The organism is Streptomyces caniferus (assembly GCF_009811555.1).
Taxonomy (GTDB): Bacteria; Actinomycetota; Actinomycetes; order Streptomycetales; family Streptomycetaceae; genus Streptomyces; species Streptomyces caniferus.
This window is the reverse complement of record NZ_BLIN01000003.1, coordinates 1,576,036-1,595,250: the sequence shown is the minus strand read 5'-3', so window position 1 is coordinate 1,595,250 and position 19,215 is coordinate 1,576,036. Positions and strand designations below refer to the sequence as shown.

17 protein-coding genes and 1 pseudogene are annotated in these 19,215 nt (G+C 70.0%); 9 read left to right on the top strand and 9 right to left on the bottom strand.

The window, feature by feature from the left end; genetic code table 11:
* Position 1: 1 nt before the first annotated feature.
* The 4 genes from Scani_RS15545 to Scani_RS15530 all read right to left on the bottom strand — a co-directional run bounded on the left by Scani_RS15545 (position 2) and on the right by Scani_RS15530 (position 3,247).
* On the bottom strand, positions 2-466 hold the full coding sequence (locus Scani_RS15545; RefSeq protein WP_159475360.1) for a hypothetical protein: 465 nt from the start codon (positions 464-466) through the stop codon (positions 2-4).
* Between the two features lie 203 nt (positions 467-669).
* Entirely contained in the window at positions 670-1,488 is an 819-nt protein-coding gene (locus Scani_RS15540; RefSeq protein WP_246295815.1) for a class I SAM-dependent methyltransferase, read from the bottom strand.
* Between the two features lie 6 nt (positions 1,489-1,494).
* Positions 1,495-2,742, bottom strand: coding sequence for an MAB_1171c family putative transporter (locus Scani_RS15535; protein WP_246295814.1), 1,248 nt, complete (start codon positions 2,740-2,742; stop codon positions 1,495-1,497).
* 4 nt (positions 2,743-2,746) lie between these two features.
* The gene (locus tag Scani_RS15530; protein WP_159475357.1) at positions 2,747-3,247 is read right to left on the bottom strand and encodes a hypothetical protein; all 501 of its coding nucleotides are present in this window, start codon (positions 3,245-3,247) and stop codon (positions 2,747-2,749) included.
* On the opposite strand from Scani_RS15530, the gene Scani_RS42130 reads away from it, so the two are divergent.
* The 3 genes and pseudogenes from Scani_RS42130 to Scani_RS15515 all read left to right on the top strand — a co-directional run bounded on the left by Scani_RS42130 (position 3,129) and on the right by Scani_RS15515 (position 5,366).
* The gene (locus Scani_RS42130; protein ID WP_371872351.1) at positions 3,129-4,088 is read left to right on the top strand and encodes a hypothetical protein; all 960 of its coding nucleotides are present in this window, start codon (positions 3,129-3,131) and stop codon (positions 4,086-4,088) included. The two genes, Scani_RS15530 and Scani_RS42130, sit on opposite strands and share 119 nt — an antisense overlap.
* 101 nt (positions 4,089-4,189) lie before the next feature.
* Positions 4,190-4,783 (top strand): annotated as a pseudogene (locus Scani_RS15520) (N-acetylmuramoyl-L-alanine amidase); the annotation flags it as partial.
* A gap of 13 nt (positions 4,784-4,796) precedes the next feature.
* Positions 4,797-5,366 carry a glycoside hydrolase family 25 protein gene (locus Scani_RS15515; RefSeq protein ID WP_159475348.1) on the top strand — a complete coding sequence of 190 codons (570 nt, stop codon included), beginning with the start codon at positions 4,797-4,799 and terminating at the stop codon, positions 5,364-5,366.
* 3 nt (positions 5,367-5,369) lie between these two features.
* On the opposite strand, the gene Scani_RS15510 is transcribed toward Scani_RS15515, so the two are convergent.
* Both Scani_RS15510 and Scani_RS15505 read right to left on the bottom strand, forming a co-directional pair.
* On the bottom strand, positions 5,370-6,941 hold the full coding sequence (locus tag Scani_RS15510) for an esterase/lipase family protein (RefSeq protein WP_159475345.1): 1,572 nt from the start codon (positions 6,939-6,941) through the stop codon (positions 5,370-5,372).
* 201 nt (positions 6,942-7,142) lie between these two features.
* Positions 7,143-7,919 (bottom strand): hypothetical protein, encoded by a 777-nt coding sequence (locus Scani_RS15505; protein WP_159475342.1) that lies wholly within the window; start codon positions 7,917-7,919, stop codon positions 7,143-7,145.
* 366 nt (positions 7,920-8,285) lie between these two features.
* On the opposite strand from Scani_RS15505, the gene Scani_RS15500 reads away from it, so the two are divergent.
* From Scani_RS15500 to Scani_RS15485, 4 genes are all read left to right on the top strand, one after another.
* A complete protein-coding gene (locus tag Scani_RS15500; RefSeq protein WP_159475339.1) occupies positions 8,286-9,620 on the top strand; it encodes a S8 family peptidase in 1,335 nt (444 codons plus the stop codon).
* Positions 9,617-9,865: a hypothetical protein gene (locus Scani_RS15495; protein ID WP_159475336.1), complete on the top strand. Its 249-nt coding sequence runs from the start codon at positions 9,617-9,619 to the stop codon at positions 9,863-9,865. The genes Scani_RS15500 and Scani_RS15495 overlap by 4 nt, the downstream gene beginning before the upstream one ends.
* A 318-nt stretch (positions 9,866-10,183) precedes the next feature.
* Entirely contained in the window at positions 10,184-10,807 is a 624-nt protein-coding gene (locus Scani_RS15490) for a lasso peptide biosynthesis B2 protein (protein ID WP_246295813.1), read from the top strand.
* A gap of 1 nt (position 10,808) precedes the next feature.
* Positions 10,809-12,626 (top strand): asparagine synthase-related protein, encoded by a 1,818-nt coding sequence (locus Scani_RS15485; RefSeq protein ID WP_159475333.1) that lies wholly within the window; start codon positions 10,809-10,811, stop codon positions 12,624-12,626.
* On the opposite strand, the gene Scani_RS15480 is transcribed toward Scani_RS15485, so the two are convergent.
* A complete protein-coding gene (locus tag Scani_RS15480) occupies positions 12,610-13,839 on the bottom strand; it encodes a hypothetical protein (protein WP_246295812.1) in 1,230 nt (409 codons plus the stop codon). The two genes, Scani_RS15485 and Scani_RS15480, sit on opposite strands and share 17 nt — an antisense overlap.
* Before the next feature lie 569 nt (positions 13,840-14,408).
* On the opposite strand from Scani_RS15480, the gene Scani_RS15475 reads away from it, so the two are divergent.
* A complete protein-coding gene (locus tag Scani_RS15475; protein ID WP_503827399.1) occupies positions 14,409-15,215 on the top strand; it encodes a DUF6424 family protein in 807 nt (268 codons plus the stop codon).
* 184 nt (positions 15,216-15,399) lie between these two features.
* Here Scani_RS15475 and Scani_RS15470 read toward each other — a convergent pair whose 3' ends face one another.
* A complete protein-coding gene (locus tag Scani_RS15470) occupies positions 15,400-16,998 on the bottom strand; it encodes an alpha/beta fold hydrolase (protein WP_159475327.1) in 1,599 nt (532 codons plus the stop codon).
* Between the two features lie 389 nt (positions 16,999-17,387).
* Between Scani_RS15470 and Scani_RS15465 the strand changes: the two genes are divergently transcribed.
* Entirely contained in the window at positions 17,388-18,224 is an 837-nt protein-coding gene (locus Scani_RS15465; RefSeq protein WP_159475324.1) for a class I SAM-dependent methyltransferase, read from the top strand.
* 65 nt (positions 18,225-18,289) lie between these two features.
* Here Scani_RS15465 and Scani_RS15460 read toward each other — a convergent pair whose 3' ends face one another.
* Positions 18,290-19,117 (bottom strand): alpha/beta fold hydrolase, encoded by an 828-nt coding sequence (locus Scani_RS15460; protein ID WP_159475321.1) that lies wholly within the window; start codon positions 19,115-19,117, stop codon positions 18,290-18,292.
* Between the last annotated feature and the right edge of the window lie 98 nt (positions 19,118-19,215).

The following is a 19,215-nucleotide window of genomic DNA, read 5'->3' as shown; positions in this document are numbered from 1 at the left end:
CTCAGCGGACGCTGCGCGCGAGCCAGGGGCTGAGCCCGCCGGGGAAGATCAGCTCCTTGTAGGTCTCGTCGCCGGGCAGTGGCACGATCAGCCACTCGCCCGGCGGGAAGAACCGCGCCTTGACGTGGGCCCGCCCGCCGTACACCGAGCGCAGGAACGCCGGCACCGCGTCCCGCGGGACATCGGCGAACTCCACCCCGTCCACGGTGACCTTCGCATCGTCCTCGGGGAAGACCTGGACGGTGACCGCGGGCGATCCGCCCAGTTCCACGAAGGCCTCGTGCGGCAGCGAGCCGTCCGCGTCCAGGACGGTGAACGCCCCGGCCGCGGTACGGCGGGAGGTCCGGTCCGCGCCGATGTCGTCCGTGACGGTCAGGTCGAGGCGGTACTCGGCCGCGATCGCACGGATGGCCGTGACGGCGGACTCGGTGGTGGGCAGGTGCGGGCGCGGATCGTCGTTCCTCATCCTGTGATCATTCCGCGGGGGGTGGGCGCCGCACTTGGCGGGGCGTCATACACGGCGGGGCACCGCACCCGGCGGGGCGTCGGCGCCCAGGGCTCGTACCGTCGCAGGCCGCATCGGTCCGCCGGGCGCCCCCCCCCGCGGACCGATGAGGAACGATTCCGCGCCCGGCACGCACTCGGCGGCGGTCCCCACTCCCGGTGGCTTCAGACCGGCCCGTCCGCGGACGGTGCCTCCGCCGGGCGACGGGCCCATGCGGACAGGGTCATCTGCGGGATGTCGATGAAGGCCGGGTCCTTGAGGAGGGTGTGGAACTCCGCCAGGTCGGCTTCCGTGATCAGACCGTCGGCGAGGAGGGTGGGTGCGGCCTGGTCGATGAGCGGGCGCCAGCGGTCCTTGTCGAGTCCGCCCATGAAGGCGGGGTTCGCGGCGAAGGCGACATCGGTCAGACCGCTGCCGGCCAGGAGGGCGGGCAGGCCCCGGACCCAGGTGAGGTCGGCGCCGTGCTCGTGGTACATGCGCTGGTAGGCGTCGAGGATGCGCCGCATCACGGGGAAGGGGGAGGTGGCACCGGGCAGGTGGAAGGGCTCTTCGATGACGAGCCAGCCGCCGGGGGCGAGCCAGCGGCCGACCCGCGCCACCATCTCGTCGCGGGCGGCGAGATGGCAGAACAGGTAGCGGGCGTGGATGAGGTCGAAGCTGCCGGGGGCGTAGTCCTCGTCCGTGATGTCGGCTTCCTGGACCTCCAGGTTCGCGGCACGGCCGGCGTCGAGATGGCGCGTGTCGAGATCGACGCCGACCACGCGTCCTTCCGGGCACCGTCCCGCGAGCCAGTAGGCGATGGAGCCGGCGCCGGCGCCCAGCTCCAGGCAGTTCCAGGAGGCTTCGACGGGGAGGCGGTCCAGGATTCCGGTGGTGAACGTGTCGACGCTGCCCTGGATGGACGTCAGACGGTCCCGCTCACGGCCGGCGTCATTGCTCAACATGCCGCTGGTGTAGGGGGTGCGGGCGGACTGCGGTGTCATGGATTCCTAACTCGTGCGAGAAGTCGACGACTGGGGGGCACGCGGGTCCGGCACTGCGGGACGGGCCGGTGCGGGACCGGTCGGTGCGGGACCGGTCGGTGTGGGCGGAACGGCGAACGAGCGTACGGCGGGCAGCGCGCGGGCTCGCAGGACGGCGAGCAGGAAGTCGGCCTCACTGCGGAGGCCGTCGTGGGCGGGCCCTCCGGGGGCGAGTTGGTTCGGCCGGGGGGTGGCCGCGGCCTGCCGGGCGTCGAGGGCGGTGCACAGCCAGCAGGCGGTGACCGCCGGCTCGACCTGTTCCCCGGACAGGTGCTGTGCCCCGATGTGGTGCCGAGCGGCCTCCATCGCCTCGGACGTCACATAGTCCTGCAGCACGAGCAGGGCGTCGCGGATCTCGATGACCTGGCGGTAGAGCCGGAGGCGGATCGTGCGGGGGCGGCCGAGCACCGCGCGGACGCGGGGGACCGGCTTGTCCAGAGTGACGTGCGGAACGGCCTCGGTGACCTCGCGCCACAGGGGGCGCAGGCGCCAGAGAGCGCTCATGTCGCGAGCGGCCCGGCGGACGGTGAGGACCAGGGGCAGACAGACCCCGGCGGTCATCAGCCAGGCCGTGACCCCGATGTTGAGCGGGAACAACGCCCCCAGCCAGGCCGGCCGGGCGAGGAGGAAGGCCAGGACGACGCACCAGAACGTGGCGGACGAGGTGAACCCGGCGGCGAGCAGCAGGAGCCCGGTGCGCACGGGCCGGTCGTCGCCGGCCCGGCGCCCGTAGCGCACACACAGCACGGCGCACGGGATGGTGCCGATGAGGTGCGCCGCGATGAGCAGCCACCAGAACGGGCTGTACCAGGGGACGGCCTGGCTGGTGACGCAGCCGGCATCCGGCGCGATCGTGTAGTTGAGCGCGATCAGCGCGGCGATGGTGAGCACCATCGGGCCGTAGACGAGCCAGGGGCGGCGCCGGGACATGGCGGCGAGAACGAAGTCGAGGATGAGGGCCGAACTGAGGGCGCCCCAGCCGTTCATGAACAGACCGCAGCTGCCGGCGAAGCGAAAGGTGTGGTTCAGTGCCGCGGTGACGGGGTCGAGATAGACGGTGATCGACCCGGCGAGGCCGATCACGGACAGCAGCAGCATCTTCTGCTGCCGGGAGCGGCGGGCGGTGGGCAGCCGGAGGGCGATCACCAGCCACAGGGCCAGCGCGCCGGTGAGTTCGACGCGGGTTCCCAGTTCGACGAGGGAGTGTATGTGCACGCTCCTACCTGCGGATTCCTAGGGCGACTTCGAGTGTGCCGCGCACCCCTGGGGACGACGAGGGGGGCAGCATGCCCGCGGCCGAGTGGATGAGGCTGGCGACGAGTTCGGCTTCCTGTTCCTGCTCGGAGGTGTAGCTGGTGCGGGCCAGCAGCCGGCTGACCACGTCGGGGCGGAGGTCGGGCAGCAGCGTGGCCAGCGCGCTGTGGTTCTCGCCCTCGCCGCTGCCGTGATCCCACAGGATGTGGCCGATCTCGTGGAGCACGATGTGCTCCTGGTGGAACCTGGTGGTCTTCTCCTCGACGAAGATGTGGTCGCAGGATGCGGTGGCGATCCACAGCCCGCAGGCGTCCACGGCGGAGCCGATCGTCAGGGTGTGGATCCGGATGGGCCGGCCCCGCCGGGCCGACAGCTCGCGGACGAGGGCCTCGACGGAGAAGGGACTGGGCAAGTCGAGCGCGCTGACGAGTGCCTGGCACCGCTTGCGGACCTGCCGTGTGGTCATGGTGTCACCTTGTTTCCGGCGCCTCGGGTCGGCTGTACATCGCTCCCCATCAGTCTGGTGCAGCGTGCTGCGGCCACTGCGGCCGCATGCCGCACCGGACCGTGACGGCAGCCATAGTCGCCGTTACGCGAGGCGATCTCAAGGGGGGCCGGGAAGCGGACCGTTGACCAGCCGCCGGCGTTCCCCCGGCCTGCCTCGCCCCCGCCTCGCCCGCCGAGGCGGCAGCCACCACCCATCGGCAGGGGACGAGGGACCCTCGGTGCGGGCCCACCGGACGTCGGCCTGCCCGCGGCGGACGGGCCAGAGGCGTGGTCGTGGACGTGCCCGTCGGCCTCGTCGGTCATCGCGGCTGAGGCCCATACCCTCCGACATGTGGGCGCGCAAGGCCGGCGGGTGGTTCCGGGCCGTCGTCGCGCTCCGGCCGGGCAGGTTGATCCAGATGCCACAGTCGAGGCGTAGCGCGAAAATAGAGACAGACCGTGAGTGCTCCGGGAGGGTTCCCTCACCGTCATCGACACGTAGTGGGGACAGGCCCTCTGGAGGGGTGCACCGGTGGACGCCTGCGCGGGTGGCGGTGGCCAGGACGGCCCGGACCCGGACGGGGCGCGGGCGGTCATGTGGCTTCGAGGGCGGCTCGATCCACCGGAACTCTGACACCGGGGCCCACGAAGTCCACGGTGCCATCCGCGACCTGTGGCAGCGCAGGGGAGACCCGTGGCAGCGCGTGGGAGGGAACGTTCGTTCCTCCGCCATCTCGTCTCGGATGACAGATGCCAGATGTCAGATGACATGGGCAATCGGCCCACCATCACAGCAGGTTGCGGGACGGCTTGTGACCTGAATTCGCGCAGGCGGTCCCGTACCGCACCGCAGCACCCCATCGACTGAGTCCCCCGCGACGGGGGTCCGTTCGGGATCCTCCATCGCCGGAGGGAGGACACCATGGCCGCACCCATGACCGCGGACCAGATGCTCCGGGTACTCCGCAACGAAGACCTGGTCATCGAGGAGACCCGTGATTGGCGCCACCACAACCGCAATCACAAGGGTCCGTTCAACAATGTGAACGGTGTGATGATCCACCACACCGTCACTTCCGACACGAAGAACACCGTCAACCTCTGCTACAACGGCCGCCCGGATCTTCCCGGCCCGCTGTGCCACGGCGTCATCGGCAAGGACGGCGTCGTCTACATGGTGGGCAACGGTCGCACGAATCACGCCGGCCCGGGCGACGACGATGTGCTTCGGGCCGTCATCGACGAGAGGCCGCTGCCTCCTGACAACGAGCAGAACACCGACGGCAACGCGAGGTTCTACGGATTCGAATGCGAGAACCTCGGCGACGGAATCGACCCCTGGCCGGAGAAGCAACTCGAGGCGATCGAAAAGGCGGCAGCCGCGATCTGCCGCGCCTACGGCTGGCACGCCGGCAGCGTGATCGGCCACCTGGAGTGGCAGCCCGGCAAGATCGATCCCAAGGGATTCACGATGGAGAGCATGCGCGCGAGGGTCGCCAGGCGCCTCGCCGCCACCTGAGGAGCTGACCATGACCATCAAAGGAATCGATGTCTCGTCGTTCCAGTCGGCGAAATACCACACCGACGGATTCGCCTTCGTCTTCATCAAAATCACGGAGGGGACCACCTACACGAACCCCAAGTGGGCCGCCCAGCGCAAGACCGCACGAGACGCCGGACTGGTGACCGGCTTCTATCATTTCGCCCGGCCCGGATCCTTTGAAGCCCAGGCCGACTTCTTCCTCTCCAAGATCAAGCTGGCGGACGGGGACATCCTCGCCCTCGACTGGGAGGACCATGGCGTCCCGAACTCCTTCAAGGACAACTGGATCAAGCACGTACAGCACCGCACGCCGGGGCACAGGACAGTGCTCTACTGCAACCGGGATTTCTGGCTGCACCGTGACAGTACGTCGTTCGCCGGGGACGGCCTGTGGATAGCCCAGTACAACGGCAAGCCCGGCCGGCCCGACATCCAGCACCCGTGGATGTTCCACCAGTACACCGATCGCCCGGTCGACACGAACATCGGAAACTTCAAGGACAAGGTGGCACTGCGCGCCTGGTCCGCACACCGGCAGCTGGCTTCGTTCGACTGAAGCTCAGCTGAAGCGGCTCACGGTGAGGCGGAGTCGGGACTCGCTGCCGAGGATGGGACGGACCGTCTCGGGCATCGGGATCTCGGTGTGCAGGTCTTCGCCGTCCTCGACCATCCGACACGGTTCCGCGGCGATCGGATCGGTGTCGTCGATGCTGCCGGGGACTCGTGAGTTCCATGCCGCCCAGGCCTGCGATCCTGTCTCCTCGGGCACGCCGCGCCGGCCGACGTCGACGATCAGCGTGTCCTCCCAGTCGGGCACCTGCTCGAGGTGGTCCGCCCAGAAGAACCGGCCGCTCTTCTCCACGAGGTGGAAGACGCGCAGCACCAGCGTGTAGCGGGAGCGGAGCGGCTGCCGGCTTTCCCGGCCGCCACGAAAGTGGACCGGGTCGAGGAGGAACGCGGTGGCCAGGGGCACGCCGCCGGTGTCGCCCTCCGCAGAGCCGTGCTGGGCGGATTCCTGGTTCAGCTGAATGGGGCAGTAGTGGGCCGCACGCTGCTCGTGCATGACGGTCGGCAGGCCCCGGACGGCCAGCCGCACCTCTGCCTGCCAGACCCGTGATTCACCGGAGGGCTGCTCGGGCAGCTCCAGGCCGCGCAGGTCCGCCCGGACCTGGTAGTTCCCGAAGAGGAAGCGCCGCAGGTTCTGGTAGCCCTCTTCGGAATTCACCAATCCGTAGCGGCCCGAGTGGGAGCGGTGGACGAAGGCCCGGTGGGCGTGGCGCACATAGGCGTTGTCGATATGGACCAGCCCGTCGCTGCGCGGTCCGACCGCCTTCTCGACCAGTCCGTAGTCGGCCGCGTTGGTCCCGACGACACAGAACACCCGGCGCGCGTCGAAGGCCTCCGCCGGAATCTCGTGGGGCCGCCAGCCCGGCGGGGCATCCTCGCCGTCGGACACCCCGGGGGTCAGATAGGCGTACATCCGGTCGGGGGCGAAGATGCCCGATCCACTCGGCCCGAAGGTCTCCATCGCCCAGTCGACGATCCCTCCGCCGAGGTCGAAGGCGATACCGCCGTGCGGGGTGCCGTAGGTGAAGAGCTTGTCCACGAGCTCGCTGCCGGGGCGGCGAGGTTCACCCGTGCGCGGATCGGCCGTACGGCACACCTTCTGGATCAGGCAGCGTGCGAGCAGGCCCCCCATGGAGTGGGCCACCAGGTGCACCTTGGGGGCACCGGTCTTCCGGCGGACGAGCTGGACGAAGTCATAGAGGCGCTCGGCCGCCGTTTCGAGGTCGAATTCCTCCTGGGCCGCGGTGACGGACGTACCGAAGGTGGACGCGGCACAGTCGTAGAAGCGGTGCACCCAGATGGACTCGCGCGCGACCGCGCCATCGGCCTGCGACTCGAGATACGCGTGCTGATCGCCGCGCACCAGGAGCTGATAGCCCTCGTCGCTCATCAGCCTCAGCAGGGGACCTTCGAACTGGTAGAAGCGCGGCGTCCCCTCCCCGCCGACGCGAATGTGGGTGGCGCCACTGTTGAGCCCGTAGAACGGGTCGTCGGTCTGCTTGTCCACACTGCTCGGCGGACCGGCATATCCCCGCAGGTAGACGATGGGTGATCGCTCCGCCATGGTGAAACGCCTTCCCGAGGCAGGTGCGGCTGGTGAGGCCGGCGCGCGGTCAATCGGTGACCAGGCCAGGTTGCGGCAGGAGCGTGCGGAGCACCAACCCGTCCGAGCCAGACGGGGCGTCCGAGTCGGATGTCCGGTACCTCCGTCCCGGCGCGGCCCGGCCGGTGCGGGACCCGAAAGGGGTGGTTGGCGACGGCGTCGTCAGAGTGCCAGGTCGCGGGCGAGGACGGTCAGCACGGCCCGGGTCTTGGTCTCGCCGCGTCGCTGCGGGGCAACGTTGCGCTGCCGCAGGGCCTGTTCGAGCAGCTTCTCGGCCTCGGCCGCGTCGGCCGTGCTCGTACGCACCGAGGCCTCAAGGAAGCGCAGGTCCTTGGTGATCCACTCCTCGATGACCACGGGAAGAGTGCCCCAGTCCTGCTTCCACTTGACGGTGTACACCGGCCCGAGCGCCCTCAGCTCCGCGAGGTCGCCCTGCTTCAACCCCGCGGCGTCCTCCAGAAGGTGGCGGTGCGGCTTGGCGAGGAGGGGGACCAGCCCCCCGGGCCCGGGTCCGAGCGCCGACTCGACGAGCTTCGCCTCGACCTTCCGGTCGGCCTGCAGCGAGGCGGACACCACGGGTGTGAAGGCGGGGCCGGTCCGGTCCTCCTCGATCGTGAAGTCCCAGGCCCCGTCCTCGTCCTTGCGGTTCTTCCGCCAGTCGGGCGGCAGCCGGGGGCACGGCCGCAGCTTGACGGTCATGCTGGTTTCGCGCTTGGACCCATGGTCCCCGTCCTCCAGTCGCAGCCGGAAGATGACCCCGCGGTCGAGGAAAGGCAAGGCGATACCGTCGTCGCCCTTCCTCGGACCGTCCCAGAAGTGGACGGTGCGACTGCGGCCCTCACCACCCTGGAGCTCGAGCGCGCAGGCCGCCTTCCTGGCCTCGTCCCCGGAAAAGCCGATCTTGATTTCCGCCGCCGTGGCCGTGGGAGTCTCTGTCATGCTGCCGTTATCGCACGACGCACGGCGTCGTGCACCCAGCGCCCACCTCGTCCCACGCCTCAGGGGCCGCCTCGTGGTTGCAGGGCGGCAGCGGACGCCGGCCGCCGGGTGGAAGTTGAACGTGCGACCGAAACTGCCGTAGCGCGGTCGAACCCTGGGCGGCGGCGCTGTGTTGCGGGCCCTCACACCCGGTGAGACGGTGGACGGGGGGCAATGCCGACGGCCTGGCAACGGACAGCCTTGCAGGCGACGGCACTACGCGTCGATACGCGACTGATCCGCGCCCCACCATCCTCGGCGCCTGACACTCCGTGAATCGGCGCGCGTCCACGAACCGGGGGCAGCGCACAGAGAGCGGGAAATTCAATGGCGAACGGACCCATGGACAGGCGCGCCTTCGGCGAGCATCCCGATCGGCCCCATGGCACCGTCCCGGGCCAGGGCACGGAGTACACAGGCCGATACGTGGTCCTGCTCGAACCGGGCGACCAGGAGAGCGGGCTGAACGCACTGCGTTCCGCTGCCGACATCGCGTCCGTCGAACGTGTCCGAGGAACCGACGCCGCGCAGGTCGCCGAACTCCTCGAGCGCCCCGACGTCTCGGTGCTCTTCGAGGAACTCGGCGCCGCAGTCGTCGAGGTGCGGCCCGAGCAGCGCCACGCGCTGGTGACCTCGGCCGAGGCGGAACCCTCGATCATCGCGGCAGAACCGGAGCGTATGGTCTACGCTTCGCCGATCACCGCCCCGCAGCAGGCGCCGACCGAGTTCTTCCCGGCCTACCGCAGCGACGAGGAAGTGGTCGCCCATCACACCGTGGCCGAAATCGCCGCTGCCCAGGGCCCGGCCCTGGACGAGGAGAACTGGACCTGGGGCCTGCAGGCGATCCGGGCCAATCTGTCCAGCCTGACCGGACGCGATGTGAAGATCGCCGTCATCGACACCGGCGTGGACACCGACCACCCGGACCTGGGCGGGCGCATCGAGGCGTCGGCCTCCTTCGTGCCCGGCGAGGCCGTCGAGGACGGCAACGGCCACGGCACGCACTGCATCGGCACCGCTGCCGGTCCGGCAAAACCCCGGCAGGGACCCCGCTACGGGGTGGCCTGCGAGGCCCGGATCCTCGTGGCGAAGGTGCTCAACAACGCGGGCAGCGGCACCGATGGCCAGATCCTGGCGGGCATGGCCTGGGCCGTCGCCCACGGTGCGCGAGTGATCTCCATGTCGCTCGGCGCCGGGGTCCGACCGGGTGAGCTCTTCCCGCAGACGTACGAGAAGCTGGCCCAGCGCGCGCTCGAGCGCGGGACGGTCATCGTCGCCGCCGCGGGCAACGACAGCCATCGGCCGCCGGAGATCCGGCCCGTCGGCCGGCCCGCCAACTGCCCCTCCATCCTCGCGGTGAGCGCGCTCGACAAGGCACTCACGCCGTCGTTCTTCTCCAACGGCGGCATCAACGGCCAGGGCGGCGAGGTCAACATCGCCGCGCCCGGCAGGGACGTGCGCTCGGCCGCCCCTGGAGGCGGGTACCAGAGCCTGAGCGGCACCAGCATGGCCACGCCGCATGTCGCGGGCGTCCTCGCCTTGCTCGCCCAGGCGAACCCCCACGCTTCCGCGGCCGATCTCAAAGTCGGTCTGCTGTCCGGTGCCTTCCCGCTGACGCAGCCCGCCAGGGACGTCGGCTCGGGTCTGCTCCAGGCGCCGTGAGCGAGCCGTCCCAGCCCGCGCCGGTCGGGATCATCCTCGCGGTCGATCCCGACCGGTTCGCGGAAGTGGTGGCGGGCTTGCGGCGGGCCGGGCTGACGGTCACGAGCGAGCAGCCGGCCCTCGGCACGCTCTCCGGAACCGTCGCGGAGGACCGGATTCCCGCTCTGGAGGCAGTCGACGGCGTCGAATCCGTCGACCGGGAGCGCACCGTCCAGCTCCCCCCGCCCGACTCCCCGATCCAGTAGGTCCTACGAACGCCCCGGGCCTGAGTCCGGGGCGGAGCGTCTTTCTCCCGGATCGTCACCGATCCGAAAAGGTGCCGGACATCGGCCGGTTGGCGTCGGCAGCCCGGTTGCGGGGCATTCGGGCGGGAGTAGCCTGGAGTTGATGTGCTGCCGTTCTGGAGGTGGGCGATGATTCTCCGATTGCTGCGGCGCCGTAAGCCGCATCGGCTCGTTTTTCTCGGTGACGGTTGTCTGATCCGCGGATTCAGCGGCGGATTCTACGACGGTCACGGATACCAGCACTGACACCGTTCACGGTGGAACCCTGGAGGATATGCGGTGGCAGAGTATGTCGATGGCCTGGCGGCCATGGAAAGGATCCTGTCACCGCATTGCCGTGTCACCCGGATGTCCGACGGAGCACTGATCGCGGACTGGAAGCGGACGCGTTTTCTCGGATTGGCGATGACGGAAGTCCAGAAATTCTCTTCCGGAACCCCTGAGGAACGCGCCGAACTCGTCATCGGTCTCATGCGTGCCGGGTGTGCGACGGGCCGCCGCAGAAAATACGCGGACGTCGGCGTCGGGCTCTGGCTGGGTGGCGTGCACCTGCTGATCCGGACCCTTGGATTCGGGCGCGTCCTCCGGTTGTTGTCCTTGGTCGCCCCGGGTTACGCCCGTGCGGACCTCCCCTCCGCGGAGGAGCTCGGGCGGCTGAAACGAGCAGTGCAGTCACACAGCAGCAGAAGCTGGTTCGTCAACGGCGACTGCAAGTCCGAGGCGGTGACGGCCTTCGTCCTGCTGCGGCGGTGTGGCCTGAAAGCCGTCCTCCACGTCGGCGTGCGGGAACACCCGTTTGCCCTGCACGCGTGGACGGTCTCGGGCGGCCTGTGCATCCCCGACGCCGATCCGCGAGGGCACGCCTTCACACCGGTGCTCTCGATCGACTGCGGAGGACCCTGACATGGAAGCGCTCCGCCTCGACTGGGCCGGGGGCGCACCGAGACTACGGCCCAGCGAGGCCATGGCGCGTCAGGGACTCGTGACGACGGTCACCTCACGGGCCGGCACCGCGGCCGTCGTCGGCTGGGTCGGCTCGGCCCGCGACCGGGCGGCGGGCGCGCGCGGTCTCCTCGACGACTCCGGCAGGCAGCCGGCCGCCCCGCCCGTGCCGGCCGGCGACTACGCGGCCGTGCTGGTCTGCCGCGACCGCATCCTTCTGATGCGGGACGAGCAGGCACGCATCCCGCTGTTCTTCCGGGAGTCCGGTGGCCGCGTGAGCGCCGTGAGCACCTCGGTCCGCTGCCTGGGGACCGCCACAGAGCTGGAACCCCGCTACTTCTGCCGCTACCTCACCGGGAACCTGGCGCAACCGCACTCGGACCTCACCCCGTTCGCCGGGGTGCACCGCGTCCTCGGCGGCGAGGTGGTCGAGCTGTCCCTCACCGGGCAACTGCGCAGCCGTACGCTGCGACCGGCCCGCCGGGCCACCGGCCTGCCCGAGCCGACTGCCGACGGCGCCTGCCTCGACGAGGCCGCGCAGGAGTTGCGCCTCGCGCTGGAGACCGCTGTCGGACGCCGCATGGGCACGACGACGGCATGCCATGTCTCGGGCGGCACCGACTCCACCAGCGTCGCGCTGCTCGCCGCACGCCTGCTGGCCGAGGAACGGGGCGGCGCCGGGGACCTGGTCCTGCTCGCCGGGCGTTTCTCCCGCGGGGAGCTGGCCGCGGAGCGGCCGTACCTCGACGTCGCGATGGAGGCGATCCGCCGTCACACACCCGCGGCCCGCGCCGTGATGGTCGATGCCGACGACGTGGCCGACTTCGACGACTTCCAGCACCACGCGGGAGACGCCGACGAACCCTCGGCGCACGCCTTCCGCGCCCCGTTCTGGGCCAGGCTCCACGCCGCGGCCGCCGAACTGGGCTGTGACACGCTCCTGACCGGCTGCGGGGCCGATCCGGTCGTGGACGCCAACCCGTACCACCTGCACAGGCTGGCCCGCACCGGACGGCTACGGCAGATGACCGAGCAGGCACGAGCCTGGGCCGCGGGAAGCGAGCGGGGCCTGCGGGACATCGTCCACGCCTACGTGGTGCGGCCGGCCTTCCCGCTGGCAGCCGAACGGATCACCGCGCTCCGCCGCGGTGGAACGGTGCTCGGCGGCCTCGGTACCTTCAACCGCCCCGGATGGCTGCGACCCGGATTCGCGCGCGCTCACGGCTATCGGGATGCGGGCATCGCGGAGAGCCGGTTCGTGTACGGACGCAAGCCGGAACAGTCGCTCTACGCCGCCGCCAATTACGTCGCCGCTCCCGACCCGCTGTCCTGGCAGCGCGCACGACGGGACGGGTTCTTCCTCTCGCACCCCTTCCTCGACCCGGAGGTCGTCGCGATGATGAGCCGGCTGCCTGCCGCCGCCGCGTTCCGGCCGGGCCGTCCGAAGGCCGTGCTCCGAGAGGCCATGGCGGATCTCCTCCCGGCCCCGATCCGCGGCCGGGCGCTCAAGGTGCCCTTCAACGACCTCTACGCCCGCGGCCTGCGGACACACGGCGACGAACTCATCGCCCTGTGCCGCTCCGCCCGCCACCCGCTGATCACGGAGATGTTCGACGTCGAGACGCTGTGCCGGGCCGTGCGGGAGGCCCAGCTCGGCCTGGGGGACTCGTACTCCTGGGATCGCGTGAACAGTTCGCTCGCCCTGGTGGCCTGGCTGGAACGACTGGACCGGCGCTCCGGCGCGCCCGACGCGGCGGTGCCCGTCAGCGCTGGCTCTTGATGTCCCACAGGGTCCGCTCGACCGGGCCGGTGATGAGGTCGACGAGGCCGTACCGGTTCACCACCTCGCTTGCTTCCGCCGGGGGGAGGGTGCGGTTTTCCTCGCCTTTTCGCGCAATGGAGGAAAACACGCTCGCGCCGTGCGTGCCGAACTTCCAGTAGACGGTGACGAGACGCGGGTCCCTCGTGCGTTCGTCGATCGCATTGTTCTCGTGCACCCTGGCACGGTAGATGAGAGAGTCACGACCGCCTGTCTGTTGCGCCTTCACCCATCCGGGGACTTTTTGCCTGCCCCAGGAGTACGCCACGAAATTGAACGGTGGCTGCAGCACGAGCCGGTCCTTGCGCGCGAGGCTCGCGGAAGCATAGAGCGCCACCTGGTCGTACGGCGTGTCCCTGGGCAGTTGCACCACCACTCGCGTGGTGAAGGTGTCGTTCGCCTCAACCCACCATCCACGTTCCATCCACGGTTTTGCCTCGACCAACTCGCCGGGCTGGTGCATCTCCCGGCGGGAGAGCGGGTTCACTTCCTCCGATTTCTGCCACTGCTCGGCATCGGCTCGCCACTGCTGGCGGAGCCGGTCCCTCGGGCTCAGCGGCACCTGTTTCCCCATGGCGTGGAACTCGGTGCCCAGCACGTAGAAGCCCACGTCGCCGTGGTTTCGGAGGGTGATGTCGACCGGTACGGCGAATGCCGTGCGGTCCTTGCTCAGCACCGGCCTTCCCATGGACAACGTGATGAGAGGCCTGGTTTGTCGCTGGTACGGCTGATAGAGGTTCTGGTAGCCGAAATTGGCGATCGCGATGACCGAGGAGACGATCACCGCGGCGGCCACCCGCTTCGGAGCGGGGATCACGACCGACGTCCGCCCCACCGCGAAGACGGCGTATGCCGAACCCGCCGTGAGCGCCCCGAACAGTGCCGGGAAGAACACGGAATCGTTCCTGACTGTCTGCACCAGGAGCATGGCGTTCGTCAGGAAGGCCGCGAACGTGCCGATCAGCGCGACCAGGCCGGAGTAGGGGTAGCTCTGCCGGATCCAGTGGTCCAGGACCGCGGCGGCGCTCACGAGAGTGGTGAACGAGACCACGAGAAGGACGGCGCCGGTGAGGCGACCGGCGAAGGTCAGATCATGGACGAAGTCATCGAGGCCGAACCGGGCCAGCATCACCGTGGTCATGAGGAGGACCAGCACGATCGCTGCCAGGGCCACCCGCGACCGCCAGGTTCTCAGCGAGGGCCGTCGCGCTTTCGGGTGCGGGTGCGGGTGCGGGTGCGGGTGAGGCACGGGGGGTGTCCGCACGCGATCGCCTCCACAGGCCGCCGGTCGTGCCCTGCACGGGTGCAGCGCGGACTCAGGAGATCTGCCGCCGCGCCGGGGGTTCGAGCACCATCGTGCGTGGCGATCCATCGGGTTGCCATTCGGAGGCCCCCGCACGGGGAGAGTCACCCGGCCCGGAAGGCGCGTCTTCCGGGCCGGCGGTAGCATCGCCGGTGCTGGTGGCTTCTATCTTTTCGCCGCGTGGAAATGAACCCAGGGCCTGGAGACAGGCGCCGCGGAATCAGCGCGGACCGATCCGGGAGAAAATCCCTGACGCAGTGCATGGACGCCACTGCAACTCTCCCGTGCAGTGGCACGGCCTGCAGTGGATGGCAATTGCTTCCCGGTATCAGTGAAGCGCCTTTCCCTCCCGGATCTCAGATGCCTTTCAACGGCTCGCATGACCCTGACTTTCGAGAACGTGAGTTGCTCCCGGAACAGCCGGGACCTCCCCCAAGGAGATTGCCATGCACAGCCCGGAACGGGGACACCCGGAGCACGAAGACTTTCCGTGGACCATCTCTGTGGCGGACCATCCGCCCCGTACCGAGAGCTCCCAGTACCGGGCGAGCCGCAAATTGATGGTCAAGCTCGTCGGGACGACCGGTGATTGGGCGTTCTCACCCGGCCCGTACCAGGACCACCACGGCGGCGGAGTGTGGGTGAAGGACGGCGACGGCTGGCTGTGCCTGCTGCTGCCGCTCGGCATCGAGTGGTCGGCGCAATTCTGCGCGGACCCTTCGAAGGTGGACCGCATCCGCCGCTGCGCCGCCCGGGTGGTCGGAGCGTTCCCGGACACCCTGCCCGGGTACGAGAGCTTCGGCTACGACGACGGTCAACGGCTCCTGGACACCCCCATCGAGACTGCCGAGCAGGTGGCCGAGTGGACGGACTCGATATTCAACGCCTCGGTTCCGCTGCCCGCTGGTACCCACTCCGGGGTGCTCCCGAAGGCCGCCGGGTACCACCACTACCCGAAGCCCATCGTGGACATCGACCACTTCCGGTACGACGACTTCGAGCTGTTCGTCACGGACGACAGAGGTTTCCCGGCCGCGGTCGTGCCGATCTCCCCACGCGGCTCCGGCGATGGCCGGGTGCGCCTGCTCGCTGCCCATCCCAGCTCGCCCTATGCGGAGCGCCTGGCCGGCCCCGGCCCGGTGGACCGAACCGTCCGGATCGAAGAATTGCAGGCCACCGACGGGGAGGGGGCCGTGCTCTCGGCCGACGACCTGCTGGCCCAGCGGGCCTTCAGACAGCAGACCTGACGGGCGTCGCCACCGCCGTCCGGAGCGGACAACAACGCGTTGCCTGCTCCGTCCGACCCGGACCGACCTCCCACCCCCTGTGCCACCGTCCTCGGAGATCCGCAGGCGCGAGGTGGTGCGTGCCGTCCGCCGACGTGGCGGGAGACCAGGCCGGCCCGTCACCCACCCGCCGGGGAGGCGCGGCCTAGTCGCGCACCGGCACCGATACATACGACGGGTCGTTCGCCGGGGAGGAGAACGTCAGCCGGGCGCCGCTCGGGTTGTGTTCGATGTAGAGCGGGTCGACGGTGTCCACGACGACCGCGAGACGGTGGCCGGCCGGGACGTCGTAGGCCGTGGAGAACAGGTCCAGGTCGACGCCGAAGGGCTGGTTCGGGGTCTTGCCGTGGAAGGTGTACGGCGCGTGGGTGACCAGCTTGCCGATGCCGAGCGGGCCCACGTCGTAGAGGTAGGCGATGGCGGTGCCGCTCTCCGCGGTGCTGGTGAGGGTGGTGTGCAGCCGGGTGGTCCCCCTGACCCGCTGGCCGGTGTCGTAGCGCTCGGACTTCCAGACGGCGGTCACCGAGCGCGGCAGCAGCGGGATCGAGGCCATCGGCGGCAGCCGGAGGAACTGGTCCAGCATGCTGGAGAGGATGACCAGCCCGCCGTCCGCGCCGGAGTCCCAGTTGGTATTGATCTGCTGGCTGCCGTCGAGCTCGATCCGCCGCTGCGCGGACGGGACGTCCTTCCAGCTCTTGTAGCCCTCGTACGCGCCGGTGGAACGGGACTTGAGCAGCACCGGCGATTCCCGGTCGACGCCGTTGTCCGCGCCCTTGAGGTAGTGGTCGAACCACCGCTGGGTGTCGGTCCAGGTGTCGTTGGGCAGCCCGAACAGCCCGAGCCCCTCGGCCGTGGCATGGTCGCCGGGGCGGAATTCCAGCCGCTTGGGCCCGGTCAGCTTCTCGTAGAAGTCGGCGGTCTGGTTGGGCGGGAAGATCGAATCTCCCCAGGCGTTGCCCAGCATGATGGCGGCGCCATTGGCGTTGATCTTGTCGAGGTAGGTGGCGGGGGAGCGCTTGCGTCCCCACTCGATCAGGTCCTTCTCCTTGTCCAGGTTCGAGGCAAGGAAGTCCTTCATGATCGTGCGGAATTCGGGGCTGGGCCGTCCGGTCAGCGAGCCCGTGGCGCCCAGGAACTCCGCGGCCTGCCGGTGCTCGGTGCGGCCGCTGTAGATCGAGCCGACGAGGTCGCCCCAGCCGCTGAGCGCCGCAACTGCCTTGATCCGCTTGTCGAACGCGGAGGCCAGCAGGCTGATCCCGGCACCGTAGGAGACTCCGGCCATCCCGACCTTCTGCGGATCGGCCGGGGTGTGGGCCAGCGTCCAGTCGATGACCTTCGAGGCGTCGGCGACGTCCTTCGGCCCGGCGGTTTCGATCTCCCCGCCGGACTGCCAGAACCCGCGCGAGTTGTATCCGACGACCACATAGCCCTTGTCGGCCAGTTTCTTGGCCTGCGCCATGTACTCGATCTGCGGCATCGACCAGCTGGTGGGCAGCACGATGACCGGGTAGCGCCGGGTGCCGTCGGCACCGGCCGGAGTGAAGACGTTCGCCTTGAGGGTGATACCGCCGTCGCCCTGGATGTCGACGAACCTCACGGAGGAGCCCGACGATGCTGCCGCTGGAACGGATTCCCGCTCTGCCGCGTGGGCGGTGGCCGGGGCGCCGGCGAGAACCGTGGTGGCGAGCACCGCGGCGGAGACGGTGCTGATCGCGGCACGCAGGGTCGTACGGGAGGGCCTCATCTTCTGCTCCAGATCTCGATGCGGGAGGCCGCACGCTGTCCGAGGACAGGAGGGGCGTACGGCACCCGAATGTGAACTGGAGATTAAGGGCCACCTCTTACCCGAGGTAACCCATCGGTAGGTTACGGGTGGGTAACGCCCTTGGGGGCAGGGGGAGTCGGCGGCGGGGGAACGGGTGGGGGACGTGGTGAGAGTGGTGTTGATGGGCGACCATCGGCCACGGGTCATCGGCCACTGGCCATCGACCGTCTGCCGTCGCTCGCCTCTCGGTGATCGAATGGCTGAGCCCGTAGCCGGTGGAGTCGCCGAGGCTGTTGCCGGGGTGAGCCGACGGGCCCGCAGCCGGGCCGAGTTGCCGGTCGCGTGGTCGGCCGGGGGGAGGGGGAGCGGTGCCCGAGACACCGTTCGACGAGAGTGAACGCGGGGCGTGGGCGGGGTGCGCGGCCGCGTACGAGGCGGGGTTCGGCAGGCTCTGTGCCCATACGGTGCCGCGGTTGCTGGACGCTGCGGGGGTGGTCGCGGGCGCGCGGGTGCTCGATGTCGGAACGGGGACGGGCTCGGCCGCCGCGGCGGCCTGTGCGCGCGGGGCGCGGGTGGTGGCCGTGGACGCCGAACCCGATATGGCGCGGCTCGCGACCCGTATCGTCCCCGAGGCGTGTGTTCATGTCGCCGCGCTGCCGCAACTCCCCTATGCGGACGGACGGTTCGACGCCGTGGTCGGCAACTTCGTGCTCAATCACGTGGGCCGGCCACGGGTGGCCCTCGACGAGCTGTGCCGGGTGACCCGGCCGGGCGGCCGGATCGCGCTGACGCTCTGGGCTGCGCCCGCCGCGCCGGGGCAGGCGCTGCTCGGCCGTGCCGTACAGGCGGCCGGTGTGACCCGCCCGCCGTCCCTGCCGATGCTCGCCCCCGAGGACGACTTCCCGCGCACCGAAGACGGCCTCGTCGGGCTGCTGCGGGGCGCGGGTCTGACGGATACGGTCTGTCGGTCGCTGTCCTGGGACCACCGCACCACGCCGGAGGAGTGGTGGAGCGGTCCGGCGGCGGGGGTGGCGACCATCGGCCGGATCGTGCAGAGCCAGGGGGCGGACGTGGCCGAGCGCATCCGTCGGCAATTCGTCGCGCTGGCGGCGGAGTTCACCGGTGGTGACGGCGGGCTGGTGCTTCCGCACAGGGCGCTGGTGGCGTCCGGGCGGGTCGCCGTGCAGGGTCGCGTCGTCGGGTGAGGGCCCGGGGGCTGCCGGAGTCCGGCCCCGCATGCCGTCGACGGGTGGGGGGGCCGTGGTGGCGCTCAGTCCTGCGGCGTGGTCGTCGCCGCGGTCCCCGGCAGTGAGCCGAGGAACTCCTCCAACGCCGTGTTGAAGACGTCCGGTTGCTCCAAATTCGGCATATGGGCCGCCTGGTCGATGATCCTCAGCCGGGAATCCGGGATGCGCTCATGGATGTCGAGGGCGTCCCCCACGGGGGTGTAGGCGTCCTCCGCGCCGACCACCACCAGGGCAGGCACCGCGATGCGCGAGAGGAGCTCGGTGTAGTCGGGGCGCTCGGCGCGGCCGCGGAGTGCGGCGGCCGCACCGTCGGGGGGCGTGGTGGTCATCATCCCCAGGACGTGCGCGGCGACGTCCGGCCGGGAGGCGATCGTGTGCGGGGAGACCATCTTGGCCAGCACCTCGCGCGCATAGCCCGCCATGCCCTCGCGGAGCAGGCGCTCCGCCATGGCGTACCGCCCGGCCCTGCCGTCCTCGGTCTCCGCCGAGGCGAAGGTGTCGGCGAGCACCAGGCCCCGGAACCGTTCCGGGAAGAGCCGGTAGCACTCCATGACGATCTGGCCCCCCATGGAGAGGCCGCCGAGGACGCAGCGCTCGATCCCGAGGTGGTCGAGCAGGTCGACGAGGTCCCGGGCGAACGTCGCCAGCGGGGTCGCGCCGGGGAGGACCATGCTGTCGCCGTAGCCCCGGAGGTCCGGGACGATCACCCGCCATCCGGCCCGGCTGAAGTGCTCGGTCTGCGGGCGCCACATCGAACGGTTGAAGGGGTGCCCGTGCACGAGCATCAGCGGCTCACCGCTGCCCTCGTCCTCGTATCCAACAGTGATCTCTCGGTGAAAGACCGATCCCATGGGAGGTGTCTCCTCTGCTGTGGCTTGACTCCTCGATGCTATAGAGGGCAATCTCTCGGCACAATAAGGAAAATGTGCTCGGTGCAATGTGGGAAGTG

What these genes read in the sequence shown, in the direction of transcription:
- Scani_RS15485 (WP_159475333.1), top strand. Translation starts at nt 10,809, where the DNA reads ATGGAAGCGCTCCGCCTCGACTGGGCCGGGGGCGCACCGAGACTACGG.
- Scani_RS15460 (WP_159475321.1), bottom strand. Translation starts at nt 19,117, where the DNA reads ATGGGATCGGTCTTTCACCGAGAGATCACTGTTGGATACGAGGACGAG.
- Scani_RS15515 (WP_159475348.1), top strand. Translation starts at nt 4,797, where the DNA reads ATGACCATCAAAGGAATCGATGTCTCGTCGTTCCAGTCGGCGAAATAC.
- Scani_RS15500 (WP_159475339.1), top strand. Translation starts at nt 8,286, where the DNA reads ATGGCGAACGGACCCATGGACAGGCGCGCCTTCGGCGAGCATCCCGAT.
- Scani_RS15510 (WP_159475345.1), bottom strand. Translation starts at nt 6,941, where the DNA reads ATGGCGGAGCGATCACCCATCGTCTACCTGCGGGGATATGCCGGTCCG.
- Scani_RS15505 (WP_159475342.1), bottom strand. Translation starts at nt 7,919, where the DNA reads ATGACAGAGACTCCCACGGCCACGGCGGCGGAAATCAAGATCGGCTTT.
- Scani_RS15540 (WP_246295815.1), bottom strand. Translation starts at nt 1,488, where the DNA reads ATGACACCGCAGTCCGCCCGCACCCCCTACACCAGCGGCATGTTGAGC.
- Scani_RS15545 (WP_159475360.1), bottom strand. Translation starts at nt 466, where the DNA reads ATGAGGAACGACGATCCGCGCCCGCACCTGCCCACCACCGAGTCCGCC.
- Scani_RS15470 (WP_159475327.1), bottom strand. Translation starts at nt 16,998, where the DNA reads ATGAGGCCCTCCCGTACGACCCTGCGTGCCGCGATCAGCACCGTCTCC.
- Scani_RS42130 (WP_371872351.1), top strand. Translation starts at nt 3,129, where the DNA reads ATGGGCCGGCCCCGCCGGGCCGACAGCTCGCGGACGAGGGCCTCGACG.
- Scani_RS15530 (WP_159475357.1), bottom strand. Translation starts at nt 3,247, where the DNA reads ATGACCACACGGCAGGTCCGCAAGCGGTGCCAGGCACTCGTCAGCGCG.